Origin of the sequence: Caulobacter endophyticus, from assembly GCF_003116815.1 — a bacterium.
Taxonomy (GTDB): domain Bacteria; phylum Pseudomonadota; class Alphaproteobacteria; order Caulobacterales; family Caulobacteraceae; genus Caulobacter; species Caulobacter endophyticus.
The window spans coordinates 144264-162098 of the sequence record NZ_QDKQ01000077.1; the positions used below are offsets into that span (position 1 = coordinate 144264).

General features: G+C 67.4%; 17 protein-coding genes. 8 read left to right on the forward strand and 9 right to left on the reverse strand.

Annotated elements, in window-relative coordinates; genetic code table 11:
• Nucleotides 1-7: 7 nt before the first annotated feature.
• Nucleotides 8-859: an MlaA family lipoprotein gene (locus DDF67_RS24230; protein ID WP_109455303.1), complete on the reverse strand. Its 852-nt coding sequence runs from the start codon at nucleotides 857-859 to the stop codon at nucleotides 8-10.
• 345 nt (nucleotides 860-1204) lie between these two features.
• Between DDF67_RS24230 and DDF67_RS24235 the strand changes: the two genes are divergently transcribed.
• Together DDF67_RS24235 and DDF67_RS24240 are read left to right on the forward strand one after the other, a co-directional pair.
• Nucleotides 1205-1891: a family 16 glycoside hydrolase gene (locus tag DDF67_RS24235; protein WP_199229327.1), complete on the forward strand. Its 687-nt coding sequence runs from the start codon at nucleotides 1205-1207 to the stop codon at nucleotides 1889-1891.
• Between the two features lie 292 nt (nucleotides 1892-2183).
• Nucleotides 2184-3179: an alpha/beta fold hydrolase gene (locus DDF67_RS24240; protein WP_109455304.1), complete on the forward strand. Its 996-nt coding sequence runs from the start codon at nucleotides 2184-2186 to the stop codon at nucleotides 3177-3179.
• Between the two features lie 20 nt (nucleotides 3180-3199).
• On the opposite strand, the gene DDF67_RS24245 is transcribed toward DDF67_RS24240, so the two are convergent.
• Nucleotides 3200-4237, reverse strand: a complete 1038-nt coding sequence (locus DDF67_RS24245) for a LysR family transcriptional regulator (RefSeq protein WP_109455305.1) — start codon at nucleotides 4235-4237, stop codon at nucleotides 3200-3202.
• 29 nt (nucleotides 4238-4266) lie between these two features.
• Here DDF67_RS24245 and DDF67_RS24250 point away from each other — a divergent pair, with 29 nt between their 5' ends.
• The 5 genes from DDF67_RS24250 to DDF67_RS24270 all read left to right on the forward strand — a co-directional run bounded on the left by DDF67_RS24250 (nucleotide 4267) and on the right by DDF67_RS24270 (nucleotide 7902).
• A complete protein-coding gene (locus tag DDF67_RS24250) occupies nucleotides 4267-4797 on the forward strand; it encodes an ester cyclase (RefSeq protein WP_199229328.1) in 531 nt (176 codons plus the stop codon).
• 169 nt (nucleotides 4798-4966) lie between these two features.
• On the forward strand, nucleotides 4967-5377 hold the full coding sequence (locus DDF67_RS24255; protein ID WP_109455306.1) for a DoxX family protein: 411 nt from the start codon (nucleotides 4967-4969) through the stop codon (nucleotides 5375-5377).
• A gap of 44 nt (nucleotides 5378-5421) precedes the next feature.
• Complete coding sequence (locus tag DDF67_RS24260) at nucleotides 5422-6216, forward strand: DODA-type extradiol aromatic ring-opening family dioxygenase (RefSeq protein WP_109455307.1); 795 nt, start codon at nucleotides 5422-5424, stop codon at nucleotides 6214-6216.
• The gene (locus DDF67_RS24265) at nucleotides 6213-6896 is read left to right on the forward strand and encodes an alpha/beta hydrolase (protein ID WP_109455468.1); all 684 of its coding nucleotides are present in this window, start codon (nucleotides 6213-6215) and stop codon (nucleotides 6894-6896) included. Before DDF67_RS24260 ends, DDF67_RS24265 begins: the two co-directional genes overlap by 4 nt.
• 7 nt (nucleotides 6897-6903) lie before the next feature.
• The gene (locus DDF67_RS24270) at nucleotides 6904-7902 is read left to right on the forward strand and encodes a quinone oxidoreductase family protein (protein ID WP_158278109.1); all 999 of its coding nucleotides are present in this window, start codon (nucleotides 6904-6906) and stop codon (nucleotides 7900-7902) included.
• Nucleotides 7903-7926: 24 nt separating this feature from the next.
• On the opposite strand, the gene DDF67_RS24275 is transcribed toward DDF67_RS24270, so the two are convergent.
• From DDF67_RS24275 to DDF67_RS24300, 6 genes are all read right to left on the reverse strand, one after another.
• Complete coding sequence (locus tag DDF67_RS24275; RefSeq protein WP_101719332.1) at nucleotides 7927-8808, reverse strand: LysR family transcriptional regulator; 882 nt, start codon at nucleotides 8806-8808, stop codon at nucleotides 7927-7929.
• A gap of 62 nt (nucleotides 8809-8870) precedes the next feature.
• Nucleotides 8871-10400: an MFS transporter gene (locus DDF67_RS24280; protein WP_109455308.1), complete on the reverse strand. Its 1530-nt coding sequence runs from the start codon at nucleotides 10398-10400 to the stop codon at nucleotides 8871-8873.
• Nucleotides 10397-11590 carry an efflux RND transporter periplasmic adaptor subunit gene (locus tag DDF67_RS24285; RefSeq protein ID WP_101719330.1) on the reverse strand — a complete coding sequence of 398 codons (1194 nt, stop codon included), beginning with the start codon at nucleotides 11588-11590 and terminating at the stop codon, nucleotides 10397-10399. The genes DDF67_RS24280 and DDF67_RS24285 overlap by 4 nt, the downstream gene beginning before the upstream one ends.
• Before the next feature lie 28 nt (nucleotides 11591-11618).
• Entirely contained in the window at nucleotides 11619-13061 is a 1443-nt protein-coding gene (locus tag DDF67_RS24290) for an efflux transporter outer membrane subunit (protein ID WP_109455309.1), read from the reverse strand.
• A 122-nt stretch (nucleotides 13062-13183) separates the two neighbouring features.
• Nucleotides 13184-14635, reverse strand: coding sequence for an aldehyde dehydrogenase (locus DDF67_RS24295; RefSeq protein ID WP_109455310.1), 1452 nt, complete (start codon nucleotides 14633-14635; stop codon nucleotides 13184-13186).
• Nucleotides 14636-14665: 30 nt separating this feature from the next.
• A complete protein-coding gene (locus tag DDF67_RS24300) occupies nucleotides 14666-15784 on the reverse strand; it encodes an NAD(P)-dependent alcohol dehydrogenase (RefSeq protein WP_109455311.1) in 1119 nt (372 codons plus the stop codon).
• 199 nt (nucleotides 15785-15983) lie between these two features.
• Here DDF67_RS24300 and DDF67_RS24305 point away from each other — a divergent pair, with 199 nt between their 5' ends.
• On the forward strand, nucleotides 15984-16907 hold the full coding sequence (locus DDF67_RS24305; RefSeq protein WP_158278110.1) for a LysR family transcriptional regulator: 924 nt from the start codon (nucleotides 15984-15986) through the stop codon (nucleotides 16905-16907).
• Nucleotides 16908-16919: 12 nt separating this feature from the next.
• Here DDF67_RS24305 and DDF67_RS24310 read toward each other — a convergent pair whose 3' ends face one another.
• Nucleotides 16920-17828, reverse strand: coding sequence for a LysR family transcriptional regulator (locus DDF67_RS24310; protein WP_109455313.1), 909 nt, complete (start codon nucleotides 17826-17828; stop codon nucleotides 16920-16922).
• Between the last annotated feature and the right edge of the window lie 7 nt (nucleotides 17829-17835).

Below are 17835 nucleotides of genomic sequence, written 5' to 3' on the forward strand. Positions count from 1 at the left end.
GAGGGGCTCAAGGCTCGATCCTCGCCGCGTCGAAGTCGGGCAGGACCTGTACGCCGCCCCTGGCCTGACGGACCATGTCCGCGCGGTTCTGCAGATAGGCCGATCGCATCATCGCGTAAGGGTCGGCCGCCTCGTCCAGCGCCCGCAAGAAGCCGTCCGAATTCGCGCGCGCGTCGAGGGCCGTGACGCCGCCGCGGATCATGCCAAAACTCTTGGCGCCGCCGGCCGTGGCCAGGGCGACCGGATCGGTCATGGTGTCGACCAACCGTCCCGCGCCGTCGCGGACGGTGGTGGGTCCCAGGAGCGGCAGGACGACATAGCGGCCGGACTTGGCGCCGTAGCGACCCAGGGTTTGGCCAAAATCGGCTTCGTGGCCCTCCAGGCCGACCTTGGCGCCGACGTCGAACAATCCAAGGCCGCCGACCGTGGAGTTGATCAGGAAGCGCGAGGTGGTCACGCCGGCGGCGCGCGGACGCCCCTGGGCCAGGTCGTTGATCGCCGTGCCAGGCTCGCCCAGATTATTGACGACCGAGGCGACGCGATGGCGCACCGCCTTGGGCGTGATCTTCATATAGCCGCGTCCGATCGGGCCGGTCACATAGCGGTCCAGGCCGCGATTGAACTTGAAGGCCTGGCGATTGAAGCCTTCCCACGGATCGGCCGGCGCGGCCGAGGCGTCCAGATCCTGGTCGTAATCGGCGTTGGCCTGGGTGGCGCGCTGGCCGCCGGCCGACGGGGCGCGAACGGCCGGATCATCGAGCGTCTGTGCGACCCCCGCGGCCGGAGCGCATAGGGCAAGTAGAGCCGCGCTCAGCCAAAGGGCTTGGCGGCGGGGGGAGGACGAAGAGCAAAGCGTCATCGCGGGGGACTCCATGGCGGTGTCCTGGGCTATGAGAAGCCAGCCTTTCGTGAAGCTTTCGACGCGACGCTATTTGCATCCTGCCCACGGAGGGGAAGGGGCGATCGCCTAGGGGCACGGTCAAGCCGTGGCGGCGGCCCTTCATCCCAAACCTCGAGCCACTGGTGCTTGGGAAGATCGTCACCGCGCGGCGCGTCATTTCCTCTTCGACCCCCGTCGATCCGGGAGGGTGCGAGAGAGGATTTGAAACGCTGCGGCGTAAATGAATGCGCCAAAGGGCGATTGTTCCTAGCCAGGCGGCGGATCATACCGGAGCCCAGCCGATCCAACCGAAAGGGACCACGTGTGAGCGGGCAAGCAAGCATTCTGACCGCGGCGTTCTTGGCCTACGCTACCCTGGCGCATGGTCAGAGCTATCGGGCCAGCGATTTCCAGCTCTCGGGCGTCAGTCTCGCGGAGGTTTCGTACAAGGGGGAACCTGCATTCGAAATGAGAATGCCGGCAGCCGCCTATCAGGACCCGGCGCATGAGATCCTGACCGATCGCGCGTTCATGGCTTGGCTGCCCATGGACTTCCACGACGGCGTGATCGAGGTAGAGATTTCAGGGGAGCCCGCCGCCGACGCCCCTGCCTATGCCCGAGGGTTCGTTGGCGTGTCGTTTCGGATCGGCGCCGATCGCAGCTTTGAGAACGTCTATCTGCGCCCCACCAACGGCCCGACGGATGACCCCGTCCGCAAAGGCCGGGCGGTCCAGTATTTCGCCTATCCAGATTGGACCTTTGATCGTCTACGCCGGGAAGCCCCGGGTCGTTATGAAACCCAGGCCGAGATCGCGCCGGGAAGATGGACGCACTACCGTCTGGTCGTGAAGGGCGTGTCCGCCAAGCTCTATCTGAACCATAAAGACCAGCCGGTAATGCAGATCGAAGACCTCAAACTGGGTGCTGGTCAGCGTGGCGGGGTGGGCCTGTGGATTGAGTCGGGCACTCTGGCGCGGTTTCGCAATCTACGCATCCAGCAGACCGACTGATCCCTCGCCGCCATCGTAAGCCAAGGCATCAGCATTTGGCGCTTAGCCGATCACCGAGACAAGCGGGCGAGTGGCCCATATGGATACTGGCGAATGCGATAGCGCTGGTGTTGCGCCAAGCGCGGCTCGGGGAGACGCGAAACGCGTCGGTATATGCCTGACGTCAAGGCCAAGGTTCATTTGAGGCAGGGGCGGGCCTCTTCGGCGCCTGCCGTTTCAAATCATGCAACGGCGCGGCGATTTATCGTTTTGAGCCGGGCTCATGGAGCCGCGAGCTTCAAAGGAGTCTCCCATGTTCAGAATCTCATTGATCGGCCTGCTCGCCAGTTTGGCGCTGGCGGCCGCGCCTGCAGGCGCCGAGCCGGCCACCGCGGTCTTGGGCAAGGACTTTTCCTTCCCTAACCAGGTCGCGGGCTTGCCCGCCAAGCTCTCCGATTTTCGCGACCTGCAGATCAACAGCTTCACCACCAGTGACGGGGTAAAGCTCGCCTATTGGGAAGCGGGTAAGGGGCGGCCGCTTGTGTTCGTGCCGGGTTGGTCAGCCAACGGCGCCGAGTACGTCAATCTGCTCTATATCCTCAGCAAATCCTATCACGTCTACGTCTTGGACCCGCGAAACCAGGGCCTGTCGCAGCGTGTCGAATACGGCGCGCGCATCGCGCGCTTCTCGACAGACCTCAAGGAGTTCAGCGACCACCTGGGCCTGGAAACGGCGGACTACTGCGGCTGGTCGATGGGCGCGTCCGTGATCTGGGGCTACATCGACCTCTTCGGAACCAAGGGCGTGCGCAAGCTGTGCTTCGTCGACGAGCCGATCTCGATCGTCGCGCACGCCGACTGGTCCGAAACCACGCGCAGGGACGCCGGGGCCATCGCCCCGTCGCCCGAACCCCTGATCGCGGCGCTCAATCAAGCGCCCCCGGCCCATCCGTCTGCGGATGATCCCAACCTGCTCTCGCGTCTGATGCTGCGCGACAGCCCCGCGTTCGCCAATTCCGAGGCCTTCGCCAACGCCGTGATCAGCAATGATCCCAAGGCGCTCAAGCGCGTCATGTACGATCACCTGACCAACGATTGGCGCGATGTCGTCGTCCATAAGATCGATCGGCCCACGGCGATCTTCACGGGCGAGTGGAGCGCCAACGTTCCCAGTCAGCGCTGGGCGCAATCGGTGATCCCCAAGGCTGAGCTTCACGTCTACAGCAAGGCCGAGCAGGGCGACCACTTCCTGATGTTCAAGAACCCCCAGAAGTTCGCCGCCGACCTGCAGGCCTTCCTGGATCGTTGATCGGACCGTCCGGTCGGGGCTCAAGTCCCGGCCGGACCCGATTGCGTCGCGGGGGCCGTTGGGGGATTTAGAACCTCGGCGCGTTCGCGAAGGCCTTGCCCCAACTGGTCGAGCACCAGGCGAATCCGGGGCGTGTGGCGCGTGTCGCGATGAACGCCGAGCCAGATCCCGCGCATCAGTCGTCCTTCGGGCAGTGGAAGTTCGATCAGGTTCTGCTCCAGGGCCAGATAGCAGGGCAGGAGCGTCAGGCCAAAGCCGGCCAGCGCGGCCTGCAGCTGAGCTTCGCGGCTATTGGCGCGCAGCGCCACGCGACCTTCGCGGGCGACCTTCGCCAAGGTCCTGGCCTCGGGGAGCAAAGCCAGGTCCTCCTGCAAGGTCACGCTGGCGTGCCCCGGCGATCCGGCGGCGAGGTCGGGCTGGCCGCGCGCCTCCAGGTAGCCCGGGCTCGCATAGAGGCCGAAAGCCATGTCGCCGACCCGGCGTACGACGGCTTCATGTTGTTCGAACTCCGCCAGGCGCAGAGCGACGTCGGCTTCGCGCCGCGACAGCGATAGCGAACGCGTGTCGGTGATCAACTCGATCTCGAGCTCGGGCTGTCGATCGAGCAGGGGCTTGAGCAAGGGCGTCAGAATGCGGGCGCCAAACGACTCGACCGTGGTGATCCGCACCTGACCGGCGATCTTGGCGTCCTCGCCCGTGACCGCTCTTTCGACAAACAGCGCCTCGGCTTCCATTCGCTCGACGCTGGCCAGTACGCGTTCGCCCGCGGGCGTCAGGACGAACCCTGTCGGCGTGCGCTGGAGCAGGCGCGCGCCGACCTTGGCGTGAAGGCCCTCTAGGCGACGCCCCATCGTGGTCTGCGTAACCTTGAGCGCGCGGGCCGCGGCGGAAAGGTTCCCATGCCGGGCAATGGCCAGAAAACTGCGTAGGTCATCCCACTCGAGCATGGTCCCTCCAAAGATCACCCTACACGTTTTTGCAGAGTCGGCAGGCGAACTTGGCCAATCCACCGCCAACCGATCCGGATCTACCGATCTGGCGGCGCCAAAGCGCGCCATGCTCAGGAGCTCCGTCCATGAAGACCCGCTTGATCGCCCTCGTCGCCGCCATGGCCGTGTCGGCGAGCGCCGCGGCGGCCCAGACAAAGGCCGACGCCGAACTTGCCAACTACAAGACCGCCCAGGCTATCGCCGCGGCCAACCTGAAGACCTTCGACACGCTCGATTTCGATGTCTTCTCAAATCAAAAGTGGGATCGTCTCGCCGAAAGCCATGCCAAGGACATCGTCGTCTATTGGCCCGACGGCCATGTCGAGCGCGGTCTGGACAAACACATCGACGACCTGAAGTACATGTTCACCTACGCGCCCGACACCCGCATCAAGGTTCACCCGATCAAGGTGGCGCAGGGCGAGTGGACGACTGTGATGGGGGTGATGGAAGGCACCTTCACCCAACCCATGACCTTGCCCGACGGCAAAGTGATCCAGCCCAACGGCAAGAGCTTCAAATTGCCCATGGCGACCATCGGCCACTGGAACAAGGCCGGCGTCATGAGCGAGGAGTACCTCTTCTGGGACAACCAAAGCTACATGAAGCAGCTCGGCTTGGCGGACTAGCGGCCAGTCGTCGGACCTCCGTCCGCCCTCGTGGGCGGAGGTTCGACACCCGCTTGCCTCTGCATTTTTGCATATCTGCATCGCGGATCTGGCCAATCCCGCCGGCCGCCGATCGAGCGCATCTTGCAGACAACGGCTCGCGACGAGCCCTTTGTGAGGATCGCTCCAGATGATCGACACCCGTCTTGCCCCCTATGGCCTCTTTGGCCTGCGCGCTGTCGCCGGCGCACTCTTCCTGGCGCACGCGGCGCTGAAGATCTTCGTCTTCACGCCGGCCGGAACCGCCATGTTCTTCCAGAGCGTCGGGGTGCCGGGTTTTGTGGCCTATCTGACCATCGCCGCGGAGGTGCTCGGCGGTCTGGCGCTCGTCCTGGGGGTCTATGCCCGTCCGGTCGCGCTGGGCATGAGCGTGATCCTGTTCGGCTCGATCATCACGGTCCACGGGCGCAACGGCTTCTTCTTCGACGCGCCCAAGGGCGGCTGGGAGTATCCGGCGTTCTGGATCGCGACCCTGCTCGCCCTGGCCCTGGCCGGGGACGGCGCCTTCGCGCTCAAGCCCGGCAAGATCAACAAGGCCTGAGAGGATCGCAGGCGACGACGACGCCTGCCGACCTGGAGATTTCCATGCTTCCCTCGCTCTTTGTCAGTCACGGGGCGCCGACCCTGCCAATGACCGACGCGCCGGCAAAAACCTTCCTGGAGGGCCTTGCCGGCCATCTGCCGCAACGGCCCAAGGCGATCCTCGTGATTTCCGCCCACTGGGAGACGGCCGTGCCCACCGTGAACGCGGTGGACGCCAACGAGACGATCCACGACTTCGGCGGCTTCCCGCGCGCGCTCTACGAGCTGCAATACGCCGCGCCGGGCTCGCAAGCCCTTGCCCAGCGGGTCGGCGCGCTCCTGTCGGCCCAGGGGTTGGCCTGCGCTCAGGACACGCGCCGAGGGCTGGACCACGGCGCCTGGACGCCGTTGCTCCTGGCGTTTCCCGACGCGGACATTCCGGTGGTGCAGCTGTCGGTGCAGAGCGGTTTTGGCCCCGCCTATCACCTCGCGCTCGGACGGACCCTGCAGCCGCTGCGGGAGGAAGGCGTGCTGATCCTGGGATCGGGGTCGTTCACCCACGACCTTTCCCAGTTTCGCCATTATCGCCAAGCCGTCGGTCATGCCGAGCCAGAGTGGGTCAGCGCCTTCGCAGACTGGTTCGACCTGGCGCTCAGCCAGAACCGAACCTCCGATCTCCTCGACTATCGCCGGCTGGCGCCTTTCGCCACCCGCAACCATCCCACCGAGGAGCATCTGTTGCCGCTCTACGTGGCGCTGGGGGCCGGGGGCGCGGATCCCCGCGTCGAGCGGCTGCACGCCAGCACCACGCACGGGGTGCTGCGGATGGACGTCTATAGTTTTGGAGTTTCTCAATGACCGTTCTCCGGTTCGGGCCGGCGACGCAGGCCGACGCTTTGGTCCTGCTCCTGCACGGCGTGGGCGCCTCGGCCGAGGCGATGCGGCCGCTGGCCAGTCTGCTTTCGGCGCGGCTGCCGAACGCGGCCGTTCTCGCGCCCGACGGAACTGCGCCTTTCGACATGGGACCTGGCGGGCGCCAATGGTTCAGCGTCAGGGGCGTGAGCGAAGACAATCGCAAGGCGCGGGTCGAAGCGGCCCTGCCGGCGATCGAGACCCTGTTGGACGAAGCCTGCGCGCTGGTCGGCGTGCCGCGCGAGCGCGCCGTCGTGGCCGGCTTCAGCCAGGGCGCGATCCTGGCCTTGCATCTAGCGGCGGCCGCCAAGCAGCCGCCCGCCGCGATCGTCGCGCTCGCTGGACGCCTGTCGGCGGGGCCGTTGCTGACGCATCCGGGGCCCCGGCCTTCCGTCTTCATGAGCCACGGCGCCCAAGACCGCGTCATCGCCCTGAGCGATGCTCAACACGCCGCCGACGCCCTGCGAGCGATCGGCGCGGAAGTCCAATTCGAGCAGATCCCCGATCACGGGCACAGCATCGATCCGCGACAGGTCGAGTCGGTGGCGCGATATGTGGCCGCAAGGCTCCCTAGCGGGCGGATGGACCTTGCCCAGGCCGCCAAGCCGCACAGGCGCGAAAGCTGAGATTGTCATGGCCCAACCGCAAGTCGCCCACGCCATCGTCATGGACCGGTATGGCGGCCCCGAGGTCCTCACCTGGCGGGCAGGCGGACTGGCGCCTTTAACGCCGGGACTGGTCCGGATCCGCACGCGCCTGGCGGCTGTCAATCATACCGACCTGAAGATCCGGGCGGGGATCTGGCCGATCCGGTCGGCCAAGCCTTTTCCCTACACGCCCGGTGTCGAGCTCGTCGGTGACATCGTCGAGCTTGCCGATGGCGTCATGGATCTGGAGATCGGCCAGACGGTGATCACCATGATGCAGGGGCTTGGCGGCGTGCGCGCCGAACACCCGGGGGCCTACGCCGAGTTCGTCTCGGTTTCGGCCAGCGCCGTATGCCCCTTGCCGCCGGATCTGGATCTGGCGAGCGTGGCGGCGTTGGGCCTGGCCGGGGTCACCGCCTTTGAAGGTCTGGGCCGCCTGGGCCCGCTGACGGGCAGGCGTCTTCTGGTGACCGGAGCGGCGGGGGGCGTCGGCTCGGCGGCGGTCGCGATCGGCAAGGTGCTCGGCGCAGAAGTCCATGGTCTGGTCACGCGCCAGAACCAGGTCGACCGCGTGCTCGCGCAGGGAGCCCGGCGCGCCATCGTCGTCGACCGAGGCGGCCCGGCTATGCTGGGCGTCAAGCAATATGACGGGATTTTCGACACGGTCGGGGGGGCGGGCTTCGCCCCTTGCGTCCAGGCCTTGGTCGATGGCGGGACGCTCTGCCTCGTCGGCGCGGTCGGCGGCGGCGACGTCGCCTTCGATGCGTGGGACCTCATCAGGCCGGTGGTCTTGACCGGCTATTCCACCGAAACGCTAGACGGGGTCGCGCTCGCACGCGCGGTGGCGGCGCTCTGCGCCGGGCTCCAGGCCGGCGTGTTGTCGCCGCCGCCCTATGAGATCCTGCCGCTCCGCCAGGCCCAGACCGCCCACCGACGGCTCGAGGCGGGCGGGCAGGTGGGGCGGATCCTCCTGTCGGCGGAGTAAGCGCGCGGGCGGCCAGCGCGTGGGTCAGCCGAACCGCTCGACGGCGAAGGTGATGAAGCTCCTAAGCTTGGGCGTCACGCGACGGTCCGGCGCATAGAGCAGGTGCAGGGGGCGAGGGGGCGCCTTGTAGTCCTCGAGCAGTCGCACGAGCCGCCCCTGCGCGATCGGCGCACGCACGACCTCCGCCGGCTGAAGCAGCACGCCCAGCCCGGCCAGGGCGGCGCACAGCAGCGGCTCGCCATGATCGACCATAAGGCGTCCCGACACGGGAACGACCACGCGGCCTTCAGGTCCCTCGAAGGTCCAGTGCGACCGCAACTCGGTATGAGAAAAGCCGAGACATTCGTGTTCCTGCAGATCGAGTGGCGAGGTCAGCGGCGCTCGTCCGTCCAGATAGGCGGGCGCGGCGCAGAGCACCAACTCGTAGGGGGCCAGGGCGCGGGCCATCAACTGGCTATCGGACAGAACGCCGATCCGAAACACCGCGTCGTAGCCCTCGTCGACGAGATCGACAGCGCGGTTGCTGAGCGTCAGCTCCACCGCGACTTGAGGATGGGCCTTCATGTAGTCGGGGAGGGCCGGCGCCAAGGTGTTCATGCCAAAGCTCACGGGGGCGTTGATCCGCAGGCGTCCGGTCGGGGCCGCCTGGGTCTCTGCCGCCAGTCCCTCGGCGGCTTCCACCTCGGCCAGGATGATCTTGGCGCGATCGTAGAAGGTTCGGCCAAAGTCGGTCAGGCTCTGGCGCCGCGTCGTGCGTAACAGCAGCTGAACCCCTAGATGCTGCTCGAGCCTTTGCACGTGCTTGCCCACGAGCTGGGGCGACATCAGCAATGCGTCCGCCGCGGCGCTGAACGAGCCCAACTCCACCGTGCGGACGAACACGGCCATGGCCTGCAAACGGTCCATTCCCTACCAAACGGCTTGATTGACGGGCGCGCCGCGCCAGCGCGCGATCGGGTGCGCGGACGCTATTCCATCACGCGCTGCAGCGCCATCACCGCCGCGCCGACCAGGCCAACAACGGCGATCACCACGAAGTAGTCGAGACAGGCCAGCAGGCTGGCCTGCTGGGCCAGCTGCTGGGCCAGCTGTCCCAGCGCCGCGGCGCTGGCCTGACCGGGGGCCATGTGGGCGTCCAGCGCGTTTGCGAGGTTCTGCGCCGCCGGGGCGAAGGCGGGATCGCCCGCGGTGAACCGGTTGTTGAGGACCGCGTAATGGGCCGTAGTGCGCCACTGAAGGAGAATTGTGGCGACCGCGACGCCCACCGACGTGCCGATCTGGCCGACCATGTTCTTCAGCTGCTGGGCGCTGGTCATGGTCGCCTCATGCTGCTGGAAGTCGCGGAAGGTCTGATTGGCCGTGGTGGCCATCAGCAACATGATGAAGGCGCCGTTGAGCAACAGCGCCGGCAAGACCTGGCGCCAAAGATCCGCCCCGCCCGTCAGGCCCGACAGCCGCAGTCCAAAGGCGCCCAAGGCCAGAAAGCCGGCCACGAAATACTTCTTCGGCTTTGGCCAGCGGGGGAGCGTCTTGGCCATGACCAACCAGGTCAGCAGGGCGGCCGACAAGCCCAGCGTCTGGAAACCGCCCACCGTCTGCCAAGCAAAGCCCAACGTCTTCTGCATGAAGACGGGCAGCATGTAGGTGTTGGCTCCCAGGGCGACATAGGCGACGAAATAGATCCCCAGCCCGACGCCGTAGCGCTTCTGGGCCAAAGGCTTGAGCGCCAGCAGCGGCCGGGCGTGACCGCGCATCAGCCAGAACGGATGCCAGAGCAGCAGCGCCGCCGCGCCCAGCCCCAGCAGCAGGAGCGAAAGATTGCTGTAGAAGTCGTACTGGGCGCGCTGCAGGACGAAGAGCAGCAAGAAGCTGCCCGCGCCGAGCGAAAGCGCCAGAAAGGGATGGGACTGGCTACGCTCGTGGGGCGCGGCCGGCTCCGAGGGCAGGGCGAAGCTGGCCACCATGGCGGTCGCCAGCGCCAGGCTGGCCAGGATAACGAAGATCGCGTTCCAGGCGTCCCCGGCCACGGCCAGGGCCGCCAGACCTGGGGCCAGGGCGATGCCGCCTCCCAGGCCCGAGGCGAAGAACTTGATGCCCCCGAACCGCTGGGGCCCCGGCGCGAAGTGCTGCACCATGACCCGGCCGGAGGTCATGAACGCGGCCCCGCCCAGGCCCATTACGCAACGGCCCAGGAAAAACTCTCCAAAGCCCCGGCTCAGCGCGCAGACCATGGCGCCGATCGCGAAGATGGTCAGCGAAAGCTGGACGTAGCGGCGCCAGCCCAGGCGCTCGACCAGCCAGCGCTGCTTGGCGATGGTCAGGACCGCCAAGGCGGCGTAGCCGGCCGTCGCGACGCTGAACTCCTCCGGGGAGGCGCCGATCTCGCCCATGATCGGGCCGGCGGCGAAGGCCACCATGCCCGACTGCAGAAACTCCAGAGCGGTCAGCAGCAGGATCGTCAGCCGCCGGGCGCCGGGGTGTGGCGCGGCGCGGCTCATGAGCGTGGGGCTGACGCAGGCGTGAGGTTGCGGGCGATGATCCGGCGCACCTGCGCCTGGGCCCCGGCGTCCTCATCGTCGAAGATCGCGGTCGCATAAGCCTGGGCCTGGCGGGACCGCGCCTGGGTGATGCTGACGCCGCGATGGCCGCGTGTGTCGATCTCCACGCGCATCGACAGGCCGATGCGCAAGGGGTTGTCGCGCAGCTGGCCGGGATCCAGCGCGATGCGGACCGGAACGCGCTGAACGGTCTTGATCCAGTTACCCGTGGCGTTCTGCGCTGGGAGGAGGGCAAAGGCGCTGCCGGTGCCCGCGTCCAGGCCGACGACCCGTCCGGAGTATCGCAGCTTGCCGCCATAGATATCGGCGCTCAGCTGCACGGGTTGGCCGACGCGCAGATTGGCCAGTTGGGATTCCTTGAGGTTGGCGGTCACCCAAAGTTGGTCGAGGGGCACGATCGACATCAAGGCCGCGCCCGGCGTAACCCGCTGGCCGACCTGCACGGCGCGCTTAGTGACCATGCCTGAAACCGGCGCCTTCAGCTGGGCGCGATGGACGGCGATATAGGCTTCGCGCACCTGGGCGGCTGCGACCGCAACGTCCGGATGGGCCTCTATGGCCATGCCGTCGATCAGCGCCTGGCTGCCGGCATATTGTTGCTGGGCGGCGACCAGGGCCGCCTGGGCCGCGCGCAGGCTTTCCTCGGCATGCCGGATCTCCTCCATCGAGATCGCGCCGGTCTTGCCCAGCGGCGCGCGTCGCTCGTAGTCGGCTTGGGCGCGCGACAGGTCGGCGCGGCGCTGGTCGATCGTCGCCTGCATCTGGGCGGCCGCGGCGAACTGGCCGCGAACCTGTCGCACGGCGCGGCCCAGTTGCGCCTCGGCGCGATCCTGCGACAGCTGCGCGTCAAGGACGTTCAGGCGCACCAGCGACTGGCCGGCCATGACCCGGTCGGTGTTGTCGGCGGCGATCGCCACCACCGTGCCGGTGGTCTGCGGCGTCACCTGGACGACATTGCCCTCGACATAGGCGTCCTCGGTGACTTGCAGGTCGCGGCCCCACAAGAGCTCGCGGCCGCCGAAATAGAGACCGGCGCAGAGCAGAACGAGGCCCAGGGCGGTGCTGGCGCGATGGCGGGCGAAAAAGCCAGGAGCGGCGGGCGAGCCGGCGGGAGGCTGTGTCTGGGTCATGGATTTCAAGGCTTGAGGAATGAGGAGATCAGCTGTCGAGCACGCCGCCGCCCAGGGCGCGGGCGAGGTTGGCGTCCAGCTGCAAGGCGCGAACCTGCAGGTCGATAAGCTGCTTACGCTGGGCGAAGACCTGGCTCTGGGCGATGAGCACCTGCAGGTAGGGGGTCAGGCCGCTGCGGTAGCGTTGTATAGCCAGGTCATAGGCCGCCTCGGCCGTCTCGACCGCATCGACCTGCTCGGCCCTCTGCTGATCGAACCACTGCTGGGCGGTGATCTGGTCGACGACGTCGCGCATCGCCTCGACGAGGGTCTGGTTGTACTGCTCGACGGCCAGGTCGTGCTCGGCGTTGCGCGCGCCCAGATTGGCGCGCAAACGACCGCCGTCGAAGATCGGCAGGGTCAGGGCCGGCCCGATGCCGGCGATGGCGCTGCCGCCCTGGACCCAGTGATCCAGCCCCAGGCTCTGGGAGCCGACATAGGCGTTGAGGCTGATGTTGGGGTAGAACTGCGCCTTGGCGGCCTTGATGTCCTTGGCCGAGGCCTCAACCCGCCAGCGCTGCGCCACGACGTCGGGGCGTCGGCCCAGGAGTTCGGCAGGCAGGTCGGCGGGCAGGGCGAGGGTCTGGCTCAGCGACAGGCTCGGGCGCTGCACGGCGCGGCCGCGGTCTGGGCCCTTTCCGGTCAGCGCCGCCAGCTGAGAGCGCGCCAGGTCGACCGCCTCGCGCTGGGTCAGGACCTGTTGGCGCGCCGGGGGCAGGGCGGCCTGGGCCTGCTTGAGGTCGACGGTCGAATCCAGCCCTGCGGCCACGCGCTGGCGGACCAGTTCGAGCGTGTCCTCGCGCTGCTTGACCACGCTCTCGGCCAGATCCAGCTGATCATGGGCCTGGGCCAGGCGGAAATAGACCTGGGTGGTCGAATAGGCGAGCATCAGCCGCGCGGCCTGGCTGTCGATCTGGCTGGCGTGAAGGCGATCGAGCGACGCCTCGATGAGGCTCTTGTTCTTGCCCCAGAAGTCCAGATCGTAGCTGGTCGCCAGGGTCGCGTCGTTGAACCAGTCCCAGGACCCGGCGAGCGGGTGGGGCGTGGTGCTGTGGCCGCTGAACCGTTGCTGCGTGGCCTTTGCGTTGAGATTGGCCTGCAGGTTTTGCGCAGCCCGCGCCGCGCCGCTCAGCGCCAAGGCCTGGTCAATGCGGGCCTGGGCCGCCCCGAGGCTGGGGTTGTCTGCCAGGACCTCGGCGACCAGGGCGTCCAGTTGTGGGTCGCCATAGCGCTTCCACCAGTCGCTTGCCGGCCAGGCGGCGGGCGACAAGGTCACCCCCTCCAGGGTCCTGGATGCGGCCAGACGGGATGGGTCGGTCAGGCGCGCCTGGCTGGGCGCGACGCCGCCCATCCCCGCGCAACCAACGAGCGGCAGGGTCGAGACCAGCAGGGCGGCGAGCGCGGCGCGCGCGGTGCGGCGGGTAGGGCGCATGGGACTTTCTACGGGTGCGTCCCCCGGATCGCGGACCTGGGGGCTTGGGCGAAAAGTGAAGAGGAGTGGACGGCGCGCATCCCTTTGGGGGGATGGGGAGGATGCGCGCCGCCCGGGCCAGCCTAGAACGGGTAGGGCTGGCTGGCCTGTTCGATGGTGACCCACTTCAGTTCGGTGAACTGGTCGATCACCGCGCGGCCGTCGAAGCGGCCATAGCCGGACTGCTTCATGCCGCCATAGGGAGCCTGCGGCTCGTTCTGGACCGTCGCGCCATTGATGTGCACGCAGCCGGCCTCGATGCGCGAGGCCACGTCCAGGGCGCGGGTGACGTCGCGCCCGAACACCGCCGAGGACAGGCCATAAGGGGTGTCGTTAGCCACCCGCACGGCCTCTTCGACGCCGTCGACCCGCACGATGGTGGTGATCGGGCCGAAGGTCTCCTCGTCATAGATCTCCATGCCGGGGGTCACATGGTCGACGATGGTGGCGGGCATGATCGCGCCATCGGCCTTGCCGCCGGCGGCCAGGACCGCGCCCTTGGCCAGGGCGTCGTCGATCAGGCCGTTGATCCGGCCGCCCGAGGCCTTGGAAATCACCGGGCCGATGACGCAGGCTGCGCCATTGGCCGGATCGCCGACCGGCAGGGCCGCGGCGCGCTGAGCGAATTTCCCCACGAAGGCGTCGGCCACCTTGCTGTCGACCACGAAGCGCTCGGTCGACATGCAAATCTGGCCTTGATAGAGGAACGAGCCGAAAATGGCGGCGTTGACCGCCCCGTCCAGGTCCGCATCGTCCAGCACCACGAACGGCGCCTTGCCGCCCAGCTCCAGCAGGCAGGGCTTGAGCTGGGTGGCGGCCTTCTGCGCGATGATCCGGCCGACCCGCGTCGAGCCGGTGAAGTTGATCCGGCGCACGGCCGGATGGGCGATCAGGGCGTCGATGACGTCGGCGGCGTCTTCAGGAGCGTTGGTCAGGAAGTTCAGCACCCCAGCCGGCAAGCCCGCCTCGTAAAGCGCCTCGGCGATCAGGGCGTGGGTCATGGGGCTGCTTTCGGACGCCTTGAACACCACGCTGTTGCCGCAGGCGATCGGATAGGCGATCGCCCGGGCGGCCAGCAGCACCGGCCCGTTCCACGGTACGATCGACAACACAACGCCGGCCGATTGGCGCAGCGTCATCGACAGGGTCCCGGGCTTGTCGGTCGGGATGGTCTCGCCCTGAATCTGGGTGGTCAGGCCGGCGGCCTCGCGAAACAGGGCCGCCGAACCCATCACATTGAACATGGCCCAGGCCTCGGCCGCGCCGATCTCCAGCGCCATGGCCGACTTGAACGCCTCGAGCTTGGTCTCCAGGATATCGGCCGCCTTGAGAAGGATCGCTCGGCGTTGCGTCGGACCGGTGCGCGACCAGGTCTTGAAGGCCGCGGCGGCGGAACCGGCCGCATCCTGAGCGTCCGCCACGGTGGCGGCCGCGGCGGTTGTGACGAGATCGCCGCTCACCGGGCCGCGGCGCTCGAAGGTCTTGCCCGAGGCGCTCGGGCGCCGGGTATTGTCGATCGTCAGTTCAGTTTCCATGACAGAGGTCCTTGGTGAGACAGCGGGCGATCAGGCGGGCATCCGCAGGATCGGCTTGATGGTCACGCCGGCTTCGGAGTCGGCGATGGCCTGGTTGATCTGGTCGAAGGGGTAGAACCGCACGAGCTTGTCGAAGGGAAAGCGCCCCTGGCGATGGAACTCGATCAGCATCGGGATGAAGATCTTGGAGACGACATCGCCCTGGACGATGCCGACGATCCGCCGGCCGGGGATCATCACGTCGTTGATGTTTATGGGAGTTTCCGTCCCCTCGGGCGTGGCGCCGACGATGCCGCATTGGCCCAGGACCGCCAGGGCGTCGATGGCCTGGCGCAGGACCGGGGCGCGGCCGCTACATTCCAGGGTGTAGTCCGCGCCGCCGCCGGTGAAATCGCGGATCGCCGCCACCGGGTCGGTCTCACGGCTGTTGACGACATGCGTCGCGCCCAATTCCTTGGCGAGATCCAGGCGGCTGGGCGTGACGTCCACGGCGATGATCTTGGTGGCGCCGGCGATCTTGGCGGCCATGATCGCCGCCAGCCCCACCGCGCCCGTGCCGAACGCGGCGAAACTGGAGCCCGGCTTGACGCCCAGCGCCTGCAGAACCGCGCCCGAGCCGGTTTGAATGCCGCAGCCGAGCGGACCCAGCAGCTCCAGTGGCGCGTCCTTGTCGACCTTGACGATGTTCTTCTCGTTGGCCAGCGCCAGGGTCGAGAACGACGACTGGCCGAAGAAGTGGTCGTGGACGGGCTGGCCCTGTGCGTCGGTGGTGGCGTGCGAGCCGTCCAGGCGACCGCCGCCGAAGTTCAGCGCCCCCATGTTCTCGCAGTGAGCCGGATGGCCGCTCTCACAGGTGTGGCAATGGCCGCACCACATGTAGGTCATCACCACGTGATCGCCCGGGACGACCTCGGTGACGGCCTCGCCGACCGCCTCGACGACGCCCGCGCCCTCGTGGCCCAGCACCATCGGCAAGGGTGTTTTAAACAGCTGGTCGCGCACGACCATGTCGGTATGGCACACGCCTGTGGCCACCACCCGCACCAGCACCTCGTCGGGCCGGGGCGCTTCAATGTGGCCGTCTTCGAGCACCAGAGGCGCGCGCGGTTCGCGCACCACGGCGGCCTTGATCGGATAGTGCTTTAACATTGTGTTTTCCTGGGTCCGCTGCATTTCACGGCTCTCCTTGGGAGAGCCTTGCCGCCTTTCGCGGCCGGTCTTGTCGGGCGAGGATCGCCTCACGAGCGGCGGCTTAGACCCTCGCGGTCGCGCTTGAGAAACACTGTTTTGATCGCTTCCTTCATGCCGTTTTGGTATGATGGCGAGGCCTCACCAGGACCGCGTGCTCATGGATCTCAAGCGTCTTCGTTATTTCGTGGCGGTCGCCGACGCCGGCGGGTTCACCCGGGCCGCGCAGATCCTTCACATGTCCCAGCCGCCGCTGAGCCGACGCATCCACGAGTTGGAAGAGGAGCTGCAAGTGCGGCTACTGGACCGGGATGCTCGTCCCCTGGCCCTGACCGAGGCGGGGAAATTTCTGCTCGATGCGGCCCGCCCGATCCTGCGCCGGGTTGAGCAACTGGAGCGTTCAATGCGCGAATTCACACAGGTCGAGCGGCCCGTCTTGCGGGTGGCCGCCTCGCCCTCGGCCGCGCCCCTGGCCTTGCCGACGATCCTGCGGCGATTTCGCGCGGCGCTTCCTCTGGCCAATGTGTCCTTGCTGGAACTGACGAGCCCCGAGCAGATCAAGGCCCTGAAGGCAGGCCTCGTCGATGTCGCGTTTGGACGGGTGCGGATCGACGATCCGCTCATCCATCGCGTGGTGCTCGACGACGAGCCGTTGGTCGCGGCCGTACCCCTTGACCACCCCTTGGCCGCGCAGTCGGCGTTGGCGCTTGAGGAGCTCATGGACGGAACGATGGTGCTCTTTCCCAATGACGCCCGACCAAGCTTTGGCGACAGTCTGCTCTCTCTGTTGCACGACCGGGGCCTAGCGCCCCAAGAGGTGATCGAAGTGCGCGATCTGCATACCGCCATGACCCTGGTGGCGGCCGGCGAGGCCTTCACCCTGGCCCCCGAGGCGGCACGGCATTTCAGTCATCCTGAGATCGCTTTTCGCGACCTGAGCGAACCGCTGTCGACGCCCTTGATTCTTGCCAGCCGCAGGGGCGACCAGAACCCGGCGCTGCAGGTCTTCATATCGGTCGCCGAAGCGGCCCTGCGTCAGGCGCGGGCCGCTTCGGACGCGACGCCCGGCGCGCGGGCCCCTTAAGGCAATAGAGCTCTAATCCAAGCGTCCGGCGGCGGCGTATTTGACGAGCTGGTCCACGACATAGCGCACGCGCGGGCTCAGGTGGGCCTGCTTGGGCCATAGGGCGTTCACGGCGACCGGGACGGTGGAATAGTCCGCAAGCACCGCCACCAAAGATCCGTCGTCCAGATGGCGACGCACCAGGGAGGCGGGGGCCTGGCATAGCCCAAAGCCCGCCACGGCGGCCTGGACCATGGCGTCCCCATCGCTCAACTGGTGGGTGGCCGGCGGAGAGATCCGGCGTTCCTGTCCGTCCTCGGCGACGACCCAGGACAGGGGCGGTCCATGCCGTGAGCCGACGACCCCCCTGTGATCGCGAAGGTCGTTGAGGCCCTTCGGAACGCCGTGCTGGTCAAGATAGGACGGCGCGGCGCAAATGATCCGGGCCTGATCGACCAGATGTCTCGCCACCAGGTGGCTGCTGTCGCGCAGCGGGCCAAAGCGGATGAGCAATTCGACATCCTCCTGGAAGGGGTCGGTCAAGGCGTCGGTGAAGCTCAGCGTCAGGGAGAGCCCCGGGTGGGGCCGGCTGATCTCCAGCAGGATGGGAAGGAGCACCTGCCGCCCGAACGCCACAGGCATGTCGACGCGCAGCCGCCCGCTGATCACCCGGTTCGCCGACGTCAAAGCCGCCTCCGCAGCGGCGATGTCGTCAAGGGCGCCCGAGCAGGCGGCGAAGTAGGCCTCGCCGTCCGGCGTCAGGCGTATGCGCCGCGTGGTGCGAAAAAACAGCTTCAGACCGAGCCGTTCTTCCAATCTCGCGATGGCCTTGCCGACCGCGGACTTGGTGATGGCCAAGCGCTCGGCCGCCTGGGTGAAGCTTCCCGCGCGGGCGGCGGCCACAAAGACGGTGACGCCTGAAAGGCTGTCGGGGTCGGCCATCACGCCC